Genomic DNA, 11,990 nt, shown 5'->3' with positions numbered 1-11,990 from the left:
AGGTAGAAAAAGGTTCAAAAAAATCCCTCGATTAAATCGAGGGATTTGTGTAGAAGAGACAGGTGAGTACGGGGATAAACCGGCCTTCTTCAGACAGACGTTCCATTTGAGCAAGTGTTCCCCGTGAGTACGGGGATAAACCGGTATTTCATGATGATGATGTTTCATGTGATATGTGTTCCCCGTGAGTACGGGAATAAACCGCCTGACTTACCAAATGACTGGACGCAACGTGCGTGTTCCCCGTGAGTTCGGGGATAAACCGGAATAACAAATGAATAAAATTCCTTTCGCTATGTATTCCCCGTAGGTACGGGGATAAACCGCACACGTTCTTGGGCTACGAGGTGGTTGATCGGTATTCCCCGTAGGTACGGGGATAAACCGGCTAAAATTGGGTATCAACAGAAAATCCGTGCGTATTCCCCGTGAGTACGGGGATAAACCGTTCTCTATCTGTACCGTGCCATCATCAGCCACGTGTTCCCCGTAAGTACGGGGATAAACCGCCGCAGCGCAAAGGAGCGACCAGCGGGAGTGAGTGTTCCCCGTAGGTACGGGGATAAACCGGAATACGAAGCGGCACAGGTTTATTTTTCTGGGTGTTCCCCGTAAGTACGGGGATAAACCGGATGGTTGGTGCGATGACACTAGCGGCGAGTCGTGTTCCCCGTAAATACGGGGATAATCCACTGTTAGGACGGGTTACTTACCCAATTCTCCCAATGCCCTACGTATTGGCGTATGCTGCTTAATCAGCTCTTGCAATACTTCTTTCAATAACTGACTCTTGCCATTGCCCAATGGCTCCAGCACACTTTTTTCATGGGATTCTGCTTCAGACAGTAAGCCTTCTACCACTTGCAGACCTGCCTCTGTCAAACGCACCAAGGTAACGCGGCGATCACCGCCACCGTTGGAAAAACGTGCTACGTACCCCTGCAATTCCAAGCGCTGCAAAACGCGGGTAATGGTCGGTTGTTTACTGACCGTTTTCTGGGCCAAAAGGCTGATACCGACCGGGCCGCTTCCCGCCAACGTCGATAACACCCGCCATTCCAACACTGACAATCCCTGCGCTTCAACGGTATCATGAAATTCAGAGGAAACTAGCATCCATGCCTGCCCAAGCAAGGCAGGCAAGTAATTGTCAACAAACACTTTTGCATCTGGCATAAGTTGAACAACCCTTTTTATCTCAGGAGGTTTTTTGTTTTCCGATTCTAAAAGGTTCATCCATGAAAAACACGCCCACGACCGTGATTCAATCAATATTTTCCTGATAACAGTGAGCCAAATCTCGGAACGTATGTATCCAACCCAAGCTGTTTCAATATCATGTAGGTTGTCGCCACAGATGAGGAAATAACAGGCAATCCAATACGATCTTCGATCAGGGGCACTGAGGCCAGAGAAGGCATTTGTACGCAGGCAGAAGCCACCATCACATCCACATTGCTGTTGAGCCGTTTAGTAATTTCCAACGGCGCAAGGGGATCTTGTCGTCCGACATCAAGGTTATCGGGGATCTCCAATGAGATGCTATCGATAACTTCAATCCCCTCGTTCTCAATGTAATCAATCACCAATTGAGTCAATGGCTTCATGTAAGGCGTCAATATTGAGATCCGTTTCGCTCCCAAAGCATGTAATCCATCCACCAGCGCCCCTGCACTGGTCACAACCGGAGCCGGATAACCGTTCTCTGATGTCCGCAAGTGAAGGCGTTTTTCAGAGATTCGGTGATATCCTTTGCCCATGCTCATAATCGCCACCAAACAGGCATACCCCAACACATCCACCGCAGCATCCGATAATTCAAGCGCACAGCGATCGCTATCCGCATCCATTGCCGCCAGTTCTTCTTTCGTGACGTTTTTCATTCTCATGCGACTGGCATGAAAGGTAAAACGCTCAGGGCTAACCGCTTCACGAGTACGCAGAATGGCCGGAATTTCCGTTTCCATTGTCGTATTTGAAGAAGGCACAATCTGCCCAACCCGAAAATAACGCTTCTCGTTCATGGCAGGTTCTCCTGTGAGGGATCAGCCCAATCAACATAGGTATTCAGATCAGTCTGCTCCGGAGGTAGATCTGTAAACTGGATCGGATTCATCGGGCGGCGATTTACTTTGAGATCGAAAATATCAAAACGGTTGTAATGCCCTGTAATATCATGCATCTGACGAGGCTGAATGCAGCGATTCAGATCGATATCTGCATAGACAATCCCTTCTTCATCAATCAGGGGATCACCCATCACGCGGCCATCAGGCCCGATAATTCCCGTAAATGCGCTATTAGGACGTGCCAACAGTTCTTCGGCTTCAGGATGAGTGGCTGTCATCGCTTTTACGATTTCTTGTGAGATAGTGGAACAAGAAACGATGGTAAAAACTTTCCCTTCAAAGCAATGGGCTGCCGCCCGTAAGCGGATCGCCTCAGCCATGTCATAATCCGGAGGTGCAACAGGCAGAGCAATATAGCTGGCAACATGTACCAACTCTCCCTGAGACAATAAAGCAAAACGCGCCAATGTATTGGTATTCTCTCCGCAAGCCAGCGCACCTAATGGGCCAATGCGGGTATCATGTACTTTTAGCGAAGAAGCGTCCCCGTTCGCCCACGTGAGTTTCTCTGCCCATGTCGGCACCAGTTTCCGATGGCGTCCCAAAATGCGGCCTTCATCAGAAATAGTCACCAACGTGTTATAGAGCGTCGCGATGCCATTGGGACTACGCTCATTCACGCCGACCACAACATTGATGTGATGGCGTGCCGCAGCCAGTGCGATTTTATGGATCTCCGGACCCGGCACTTCAATGGCAGATTTGCACAGTTTTTCAAACCACGGGCTACCCTGAACAGGATTCATGACCCAGTTCCAATAAGGATAACCAGAAACAAATACCTCAGGAAAAGCCACCAGATTAGCGCCATTGTCGGCTGCTTCACGGATCAGCCGACAAACAAGCTCAACCGTCGCTTCCGTATCCAGAAAGATAGGTGCAGCCTGTACCGCAGCCGCCTTGAACTTAGGGAGATTCAGCATATCAGGCTCCTGTATTTCCGTTCTTACACGGCGATAACGGAATGGCGCAAATCACCAATCTTTTCAAGATGTGCTTCAACAACATCCCCCGGCCATAGCCACTCTTGTGGATTGCGTCCTGCCCCGACACCTTCCGGTGTTCCCGTAGCGATAATATCCCCCGGTTCCAATGTGATACCCTTGCTGATATCTGCAATCAGGGTGTTAACCTTGAATAACATATGGCGTGTATTGGAATCCTGTTTGGTGACTCCGTTAACTTTTAGGTTAAGCGCAAGATCTTGGGGATCGGGAATTTCATCCGCGGTGACAATGCAGGGGCCGAAAGGTGCGTAAGTATCTTGCCCCTTAGAGTAGATCCATTGCCCGGCACGGCGGCAATCACGGGCGCTCATATCGATAATTAAGCTATAGCCGAATACATATTTCAGCGCTTCAACTTCCGATACCCCCTTGGCGCGCGTCCCGATAATCACTGCCAGTTCCACTTCCCAATCCAATTGCTGGGTGATTCCACTGTTGTGTTCAATTGCATCACCCGGGCCAATCACCGTGGTTGGCGGCTTCGAGAAAATGACAGGCTCTTTTGGCAGATCTTTTGCCGTATCCAGAGTCCGGCTGGATTCAGCCACATGTTCAACATAATTCAGGCCAATACCAAAGATGTTTTTCCGTGGACGAGGGATCGGTGCCAGTATTTTCACATTCTGCAATGGCAGGGCTATGTCCACTGGCCATAAGTCTTTAAATGAATCCAGCAACGCCGTTGCACTGCTCACGGCCAAGGGTCCCAAGTCAATAAAATCCAGCATATTATCCGGCAGTACGTTACCCACATAGGCGGCTAACTTTGCTAAATCCACCACATGGTTATCCACAATTGCCCCTAATCGTGTGGCAGCCGTCACTTCAGTACGGTAAGTGATTAAACGCATCTTTATCCTCCCACTCGTTGGTGCCCATCGTTATCAATCAGGGCTTCTTCGTAATACAAATGCAATGTCTGTATGACCGGCAGGTCGCTGAAACAGAACAAGCAAGCATCTTCTGTTTGTGAGCTATTCACATGTTCATGGAATGCCCATGAAGGAACGCAGAAAATATCCCGCTCCTGCCAATCGAACCGCTGGCCGTCAATCACGGAATAACCCTGTCCTTTCGCTACCTGATAGATGAAACTGCCGGTATGCCGATGCGCCTTGCCAACGAAGCCCGGCCTTAACAACTGCATACTGGCACCGAGAGTCGGCATGACATGACCCCCTGTCAGCGGATTGGTGTAATGCATCAGAATGTCATCAAAAGGTGAGCCTTCTGAAACACGGGCATAACGTTGTAAGGCTTCATAAGTTGCTCCCCATTGATATCTGAACAGCGGAGAATATGGCTTATTCCAGCCGACATTTTGGGGACGCAGGGCGGGTGCGCCCCAAAGCCCAACAGAGGAATCCAGCGGTTCAGTCACAGCCTGACGTAAGTCAGGGTGTACCTTATAAAAACCTGCTTCCAGCACATTGACCAGCGGCATATCCAGACCGTCCTGCCATATACACTGTGAACCATCAGAATCAACGCCGTGTTCATGCCATGTCCCAGTGGGGGTTAAGACAAAATCATTCGCTTCCAGCAACATTTTCTGCCCATCGACAATGGTATAAGCGCCGTGTCCTTCCATGATAAAACGCAGGGCGGAAGAAGAGTGGGCATGGGCCGATGCGGCTTCACCCGGTCGCATGGTCTGAAGACCGGAATAGAGCAACCCCACTGCGGCAGATAAACCCGACTTTTCAGAATTATTCAGATAAACCACACGACGCCCCGCTTTTTCTGGTGTGACCAAATCGGCAGATTTAAGGACGAGTTCACGCAAATCACGATAGCGCCAAAGTATCGGAACCGATGCTGACTTCGGTTGCCACGGTTCAATTTTATTGGCGATTGTCCAGAGTGCCCCTGTCCTGTATGTTTCCAACTCCTTGTAATACGCCAACAGTTCAGGACTATCAGCGACATTAGCACGGCCGGCAATATCTTCCCGGTATCGATCATGGGATTGAATATTTTCTTTTTGAGACATGGGATATCTCCTGTACGGATAAAGTCGAAAGTGACTGCAATTTGAAACCTATTGGGTATAGCTCGTTCTTTGCTATAACTTGTTCTTTGCTATAAATTGCTCTTTGCCGTAAAGATAGGGTTTCGGCCAACCAATATTCCAGCCGTATCTGGCGCATTCATGTAGCAGCCAGGCAGCATTGGATAAGAATGGGCGTGATAAGGCACAGAGATCGGCGCGACCAGAAGCAATAATGCCGTTGATTTGATCTGCATCTGTAATCGCGCCGACAGCAATAACCGGCACTTTGCCCTCATTACGAAGGCGATCAGCCATTGGGGTCTGGTACATTCTCCCGTAAATGGGTCGCTGTTCAGCGGAAACCTCACCCGTGGAGCAATCCACCATATCCACCCCCGCTTCACGAAAATATTGAGCAATCACGACCGCGTCATCAACGCTCGTTCCTCCCTCAACCCAATCGGTAGCAGAGATACGCACAGATATCGGTAATTCAGCAGGCCAGATCTCACGCACCGCCTTAAAAACAGACAACGGGAAACGCAGCCGGTTTTCCAGTGATCCCCCATACTCATCATCACGCTGATTAGTGAGCGGTGAAATAAAGCTGGAGAGCAAATAACCATGAGCAGCCTGAATTTCCAGCCAGTCAAAACCCGCGTTGATGGCACGGCGTGTCGCCGCGACAAACTGGTCAATGATTTCACTCATCTGCGCTTTAGTGATAGCGGCAGGCACTTGTGAAACGCCGGGGAGATAGGGGATGGCTGATGCCGAAACCAAGGGCCAGTTGCCCTCCGGCAGAGGATGATCGGATTGTTCCCATCCCAGTTGCGTTGATCCCCGGCGTCCTGCATGGCCCAGTTGGACCCCTATCAGCGTATCTGTGTTCTGATGGACAAAATCAGTGATCGTCTTCCATGCCTGTACCTGTTGTTCATTCCACAACCCTGTGCAAGCTGGCGTCACGCGCGCCTGCGGTGAAATCGCTGTCATTTCAGCGATCACCAAACCTGCTCCCCCCAATGCCCTGCTACCAAGGTGAATCTGATGGAATTGCCCCGGCACACCATCCACTGCGCTATACAGCAACGTAGGAGAAACGACGACACGATTTTTCAGGGTCACACCCCGTATTTTATAAGGTGTCAGCAACGGCGGGACTAAGGGAAATTCGTGATTAAGCTGTTGGGTAAACCAACGTTCATAATTCTCCAACCATGCTTTATCCCTTAATCGCAGGTTTTCATGGGAAATACGTTGTGAACGGGTCAATAATGAATAAGCAAATTGTTCAGGCGGCAGGCTTTTATAACGCGCCACATTTTCGAACCATTCCGTTGAGTTGCGCGCTGCGTTCTGGATCTTCAGTACTTCCACACTGCGCACTTTCTGATAATGTGACAAACCCGCCGGTAAATTCCCTTGATAGGCTTTCAGGCTGTTCGCCAGTTCAATCGCATCTTCCAGTGCCAATTTCGTACCGGAACCAATGGAGAAATGGGCTGTATGGGCCGCATCCCCCATTAACACGATCGGGATATGTTTGCCGCTGCTCTCCTCCGGTTTGATCCAATGTACCCAATGCGTACAAATAACCCGGGGGAAGCGTATCCAAATGGCCGCCCCACGCAAATGTGCCGCATTAGCAATTAATTCATGCCCATCCAACCACTGCGCGAATATCTTTTCACAGTATGCGATGCCCTCTTCCTGTGACATTTTGTCGATGCCCGCAGCCAACCACGCCTCTTCCGTCGTCTCAACAATAAAAGTCGATAGTCCTTCCTGAAATTGATAAGCGTGAACCTGAAACCAACCATGTTCTGTTTCGACAAACAGAAACGTAAAAGCATCAAATATCTTTCGGGTTCCCAGCCAGACAAAACGGCAATGGCGTTGATCGATATCCGGCACAAACACTTCCGCATAACGGGTACGGATCTGACTATTGATCCCATCAGAAGCAATCAGTAAATCTGCATGATATTGGCGGGCGATTTCCTGCTCATCTTCAACCTGAGTTTCGAACACTAATTCAACGCCTAACTCCTGACAGCGATCTTGCAGAATATTCAGTAATCTTTTACGACCAATGCCAATAAATCCATGGCCGCCACTGCGGTTTAGCGTTCCTTTGAAGTAGATATCAATATCGTCCCAACGGCAGAATTCCCCGCCAATCGTTCTGGCTGAAACGGGATCTGCCATATTCAGGTTTTCCAGCGTTGCATCCGAAAACACAACGCCCCAGCCAAAAGTGTCATACGGACGATTGCGCTCGATCACCACGACACGATTATCAGGATTTTGCAGTTTCATCAGCAGGCCGAAATACAATCCTGCCGGGCCACCGCCAATGCAGACTATATTTATACCTTCATTATTTATACCTTCGTTTATAGCTTTTATGCTCATGCTTCCTCTCCTGTCACCACGATGCCTGTCACGATAGGGTTCACCTACGCGATGGCCCGGTTAGGATATAAATTTGGTTAAGGCATCTGTTCAGTTAACGCATCTGTTCAGTTAACGCATAGTAAAGCTCATCAGGTATGGGGATGGCTTGGTGGGTATCCAGTGAAGTCGTGACGTAAGTCTGAGTGACACTCATCCTCAATTCTCCGCCTTTGCTGATACAACGTTGAAGCAATTTCAATGATCTTCTGCCGATTTTCTCAACATTTAATTCCAGCCAAACCTGATCCCCCATTCTGCTGATAGCTTTAAATTCCGCCTCTAAATGAACCGTTGGCAGGCCAAAGCGATATTTAGCAATGTAATTGGCATACCCCATTGGTGTTAATTCATCGAACCAATCTTCCAGCAAATTGTTGAACATCACGAAATACTGAGGATAAAAGACGATTCCCGCAGGATCACATTCAGCAAACCGAATTTTATGCGGCTGTACAAATCTGAGCAGGCTCATTGCAAATTCCTCCTTAATACCGTTGTTTCAATGTATTGTTTTAATATAAAGAGAGTCGCCGTTGGCATTCGCGTAATTGGTTGCCATGTTCATCCGCCAGTGCCGCTTTACGCAGTTGCCGCAAGCTGGCAGGAGACAGGTGATTCAGATGGTGATCAACAATGTCCATCAGGGTTTGGAAATTGCGCAGTCCGCGGATGTAGGTATCGCCATATCCTTTGATCAATCGCTGACATTGTGCAATTTCCAAAGCCAGCTCCGGATCACGTTTTGCTGTTACCACTATTCGCTGTAACCAGCTTTCAATCCGTTTTGTTTCATGCTGAAAACGCAGAGTATGGCGACGCATTCGACGCCAGTTCGCCAACGTATAAAACAGCAGGTATCCCCAAATTGAACTCGTGGTAATCACACGGCCACGACTGAGTAATTTCGCCAGCATTCGCTTAACGAAATGGGAACGAGACAGCCAGCGACCAACACTGGCAGGTAAGGTATCGCATACTTCTTCCACTCTGGGATGCAGAAATTCATTGATCTCAATAAGTTGATCGTCACGTGCCTTTACGTCCTTACGAACCCGCTTGAATCGACTGGCACGGATCTTCAGATCAGCCACCCGAATGGTATCTTCATAAGCCATCCACAGCGCCAGATGACGGGCGGTTTCGTGCAGTAATTGCTCATCATGCCTGACTGCCTGATTGATCAAATGCTGCAACCGATCGAGATACAAACTGGCATAAGCCGGATCTTGATAATCAATTAAACGTCTGATCCCTTCGATAGCAATGCCATGGATGCAAGACGGCAATTCTTGCTGGATACGCAGCAAAAGGTTACTCACGCTACTATGCTGTGTAGTAGCGTGTTGTATAGAAGCGTGCTGTGTAGTAGCGTGTTGTGTAGAAACCTGTTGGTCAGACAGGTTGCGTTTAAAAACGTGCTGACAGGAAAAACGCATTTTTTTCCGAATACCGGGATTTGATGCCCCTGACTGTACCCGACTCATTCCTAATCTAAAGGCTTGTAGGCTCGGTTTTACTCCCACTCCACCCTTGATGATCGTCTCTTCAAACTGGATGCGATTAAACGGCAGGATTTCCGTACCACAGAGTGCGCCAAATAACACTGCACTGATTACGCTGCCGCTCTTCTCAGCCATCAGCGCCATATCAAAATGAATAAAACGCAAAGCTGTCTGGCGGGATTGCTGGATCAACACTCCGCTATCCACACGTCCATCCCCCATTGATGATTTTTCCTCTATTGAGTACACCCGATGGCTCGAAGCGATCAACGTCGTGCGATCCGGCGTCACAAAACCGCGTTGAACCGCACGCGCGGCCTCCATCAATTCAGAAGCCAGCACGATATCCACATCACCCGCCGTTGGCATCAGCGCCAGTACGGGGGCCGATACGTCAGGATCATCCGTACCGGGGAACAGCTCGACATAGTAGATCGTTGCCCCGGTTCGCTGTGCTACGCCGGGTACTGAAGTTGTCTGAGCAAAATAGTCATTTTCTTCGCCCAAATTGACGATCCAATCAGCTAATACGCCTCCCCCTTCACCTCCCATCGCCAGGATCGCAATTTTGATCGGTTGAGCAAGCGGTACTTGATGAGATGAACCCGTAGATGATTTCATCAACATAATCCCCCTAAAAATCATATTGCTTACGACGGTTAGCATCACGGCGTTGCAAATACCCGATGATCCCTTTGCGAATACGATGAATTAACCGCTCCCAGCGATTGGGATTGATAATGATCCGAGCCTTGAAGAAGGAGGGACACAACACCGCCGCGTGGGAAACCTCACCGCACAACCCGCAACCCACACAACTATTCAAAACCGTCGCCACCGGATCGGTGCGCAGCGGATCTGGATTCGGTTTAATCGATAAGGAAGGACAGCCAGATAAACGGATGCAGGAGTGATCGCCGGTACAGGTATCAGGATCAATACCAAAACGCTCCCGGACGATCCTTTTTCCCGCAGCAAGCGCACTCTTGACCTTTTTCTTCTCGCGGCGCTGCTTATTCAACATGCACTCACTCTGCGCAATCACGACTTTTGGCCCTTTTTCGCCGGTTGTCAGAGCATCACGCAAGGTATGAGTCATGGTTTTAAGATCATAAGTACGCTTGATCGTGCGCACCCATTTCACACCAACACCTTTGACGGCATTTTCAATTTCGTGGCCTGTACTGCGGATGGGATTCAATGCCGTTGAGGACAGAATATCCTGTCCGCCCGTCGCGGAGGTGTAGCTGTTGTCTACAATAATGGTGAGATTATCACTGCGATTAAAAACACTATTGGCAATGCCGCTCGTCAGGCCGTTGTGCCAAAACCCACCATCCCCCATCACCGAAATCACCCGTTTATGCGTTACCGGCGTATTCAGCGCTGCTGCGCTTGCTGTCCCCAATCCATAGCCCATCGTGGTATTACCCAGATTAAAGGGAGGCAGAATGGCAAACAGGTGGCAACCAATATCTGCACTGACATGATGTGGCCCCAATTCCCGCTCTATCAGCTTCATCGCCGTAAAGATCGGGCGTTCCGGGCAGCCCGTGCAAAATCCGGGGGGACGGGTATGAACGGCATTTTCCAGTGAATCTTCCAATACCGCATTTATGCCATAAGACTCACCATCAACCGATAAATTCACGGCAGGAATACGTACCTGACAGGCCGCCACCGGAACTTCGGTTGCAATCTTGCCGTAACGTTCAAGGAAAGCACGAAGCCCCGCCAGCACCGTCGCCGTATTGTATTCTCCCGCCATTGGCAACAAATCCTTGCCATGCAGCCGGATAGTAATGTCATGCTGACACAAAATATTAGCAACATTCTGCTCCACAAAATTGGGCTGACCTTCTTCCAGCACCAAAATCGCCTGCTTACCGTGACAAAAGCGCTCAAGCTCTTCATCGATCAGCGGATAAGCCACATTCATCACATACAGCGGGATTTGGCTCTTTCCGAAAACATCGGCCAACCCCAGTAAGTTCAGGGCGCGGATCACGGTGTTATAGCATCCGCCTTGCAGAACAAGGCCAACATCCTGAGCATCTTCGGCAAAAAACTCATTCAATCCGTGCTGTTGAATAAAACGCACCGCAGCAGGCCAGCGATCCTGCACTTTCTCTTTCTCATGCAAAAAACTGGCGGGAGGCAGCACAATGCGGCTGAGATCACGCGTCGGGTTTTCCAGTGCATCTTTGATCATAAAAGCCGGCGCGCGATTGTCTTCACAGACAAACCGGCCATGCATATGACAAGCACGAATGCGCATCTGCAACATCACTGGTGTATGGCTGGCTTCCGACAATGCAAATCCCATCTTCACAGCCTGCACAATTGAGGGGAGATTAGGCCGCGGATCGAGTAACCAGAGTTGAGATTTCATCGCAAAAGCATGGCTGCGCTCCTGCATGATAGAGGAACCCTCACCATAATCTTCCCCGACAATAATCAACGCACCGCCAAGCACACCGCCCGATGCCAAATTCGCCAGCGCATCCGAGGCAACATTAGTGCCAACAGTGGCCTTAAACGTAACCGCCCCCCGCATTGGATAATTAACGGAAGCCGCGAGGGTCGCAGCCGCAGTAGCTTCACTGGCACTGTTTTCAAAACGAATGCCATACTCAGACAGAATATCCTGCGCATCTGCCAGTACATCCATCAAATGGGAAATCGGCGCTCCCTGATAGCCCGCCACATAAGCAACACCCGATTCCAATAGTGCTTTTGTCACGGCAAGTATGCCTTCGCCGCTGAAAACTTCGCCCTGTCCCAGACGTAATTTTTTCACTTCTCCGACAAATGATCGCTCTGCCATACTCACCTCACATATTCACCTCATTGTGTTTTTCTGCCTTACGTCTTTTCGCTATGCCTTCTATGTAATTCG

9 protein-coding genes are annotated in these 11,990 nt (G+C 49.5%); all 9 read right to left on the bottom strand.

Features of this window, described 5'->3' with window-relative positions:
* Positions 1-705: 705 nt before the first annotated feature.
* The 9 genes from AB204_RS17350 to AB204_RS17310 all read right to left on the bottom strand — a co-directional run bounded on the left by AB204_RS17350 (position 706) and on the right by AB204_RS17310 (position 11,918).
* Entirely contained in the window at positions 706-1,176 is a 471-nt protein-coding gene (locus tag AB204_RS17350) for a MarR family winged helix-turn-helix transcriptional regulator (protein WP_047964634.1), read from the bottom strand.
* 92 nt (positions 1,177-1,268) lie between these two features.
* Positions 1,269-2,024 carry a maleate cis-trans isomerase family protein gene (locus AB204_RS17345; protein ID WP_047964633.1) on the bottom strand — a complete coding sequence of 252 codons (756 nt, stop codon included), beginning with the start codon at positions 2,022-2,024 and terminating at the stop codon, positions 1,269-1,271.
* The gene (locus AB204_RS17340) at positions 2,021-3,052 is read right to left on the bottom strand and encodes a carbon-nitrogen hydrolase family protein (RefSeq protein WP_047964632.1); all 1,032 of its coding nucleotides are present in this window, start codon (positions 3,050-3,052) and stop codon (positions 2,021-2,023) included. Before AB204_RS17340 ends, AB204_RS17345 begins: the two co-directional genes overlap by 4 nt.
* A gap of 23 nt (positions 3,053-3,075) precedes the next feature.
* Positions 3,076-3,987 carry a fumarylacetoacetate hydrolase family protein gene (locus AB204_RS17335; protein WP_047964631.1) on the bottom strand — a complete coding sequence of 304 codons (912 nt, stop codon included), beginning with the start codon at positions 3,985-3,987 and terminating at the stop codon, positions 3,076-3,078.
* Between the two features lie 2 nt (positions 3,988-3,989).
* Positions 3,990-5,129: a cupin domain-containing protein gene (locus tag AB204_RS17330; protein WP_047964630.1), complete on the bottom strand. Its 1,140-nt coding sequence runs from the start codon at positions 5,127-5,129 to the stop codon at positions 3,990-3,992.
* A gap of 72 nt (positions 5,130-5,201) precedes the next feature.
* Complete coding sequence (locus AB204_RS17325; RefSeq protein WP_235428126.1) at positions 5,202-7,547, bottom strand: bifunctional salicylyl-CoA 5-hydroxylase/oxidoreductase; 2,346 nt, start codon at positions 7,545-7,547, stop codon at positions 5,202-5,204.
* A 94-nt stretch (positions 7,548-7,641) separates the two neighbouring features.
* Positions 7,642-8,061, bottom strand: coding sequence for an acyl-CoA thioesterase (locus tag AB204_RS17320; protein ID WP_047964629.1), 420 nt, complete (start codon positions 8,059-8,061; stop codon positions 7,642-7,644).
* A gap of 40 nt (positions 8,062-8,101) precedes the next feature.
* Positions 8,102-9,712, bottom strand: a complete 1,611-nt coding sequence (locus AB204_RS17315; protein ID WP_047964636.1) for an indolepyruvate oxidoreductase subunit beta family protein — start codon at positions 9,710-9,712, stop codon at positions 8,102-8,104.
* A 13-nt stretch (positions 9,713-9,725) separates the two neighbouring features.
* On the bottom strand, positions 9,726-11,918 hold the full coding sequence (locus tag AB204_RS17310; protein ID WP_047964628.1) for a thiamine pyrophosphate-dependent enzyme: 2,193 nt from the start codon (positions 11,916-11,918) through the stop codon (positions 9,726-9,728).
* Between the last annotated feature and the right edge of the window lie 72 nt (positions 11,919-11,990).

Origin of the sequence: Xenorhabdus khoisanae (assembly GCF_001037465.1) — a bacterium.
GTDB classification, from domain to species: domain Bacteria; phylum Pseudomonadota; class Gammaproteobacteria; order Enterobacterales; family Enterobacteriaceae; genus Xenorhabdus; species Xenorhabdus khoisanae.
Note: the sequence above shows the minus strand (reverse complement) of the source record. Positions and strands in the feature narration are given on the sequence as shown.

Excerpts from the sequence above, each read along its gene's own strand:
- AB204_RS17320 (WP_047964629.1), bottom strand. The coding sequence starts at position 8,061 with ATGAGCCTGCTCAGATTTGTACAGCCGCATAAAATTCGGTTTGCTGAA.
- AB204_RS17335 (WP_047964631.1), bottom strand. The coding sequence starts at position 3,987 with ATGCGTTTAATCACTTACCGTACTGAAGTGACGGCTGCCACACGATTA.
- AB204_RS17345 (WP_047964633.1), bottom strand. The coding sequence starts at position 2,024 with ATGAACGAGAAGCGTTATTTTCGGGTTGGGCAGATTGTGCCTTCTTCA.
- AB204_RS17325 (WP_235428126.1), bottom strand. The coding sequence starts at position 7,547 with ATGAGCATAAAAGCTATAAACGAAGGTATAAATAATGAAGGTATAAAT.
- AB204_RS17330 (WP_047964630.1), bottom strand. The coding sequence starts at position 5,129 with ATGTCTCAAAAAGAAAATATTCAATCCCATGATCGATACCGGGAAGAT.
- AB204_RS17350 (WP_047964634.1), bottom strand. The coding sequence starts at position 1,176 with ATGCCAGATGCAAAAGTGTTTGTTGACAATTACTTGCCTGCCTTGCTT.
- AB204_RS17310 (WP_047964628.1), bottom strand. The coding sequence starts at position 11,918 with ATGGCAGAGCGATCATTTGTCGGAGAAGTGAAAAAATTACGTCTGGGA.
- AB204_RS17315 (WP_047964636.1), bottom strand. The coding sequence starts at position 9,712 with ATGAAATCATCTACGGGTTCATCTCATCAAGTACCGCTTGCTCAACCG.
- AB204_RS17340 (WP_047964632.1), bottom strand. The coding sequence starts at position 3,052 with ATGCTGAATCTCCCTAAGTTCAAGGCGGCTGCGGTACAGGCTGCACCT.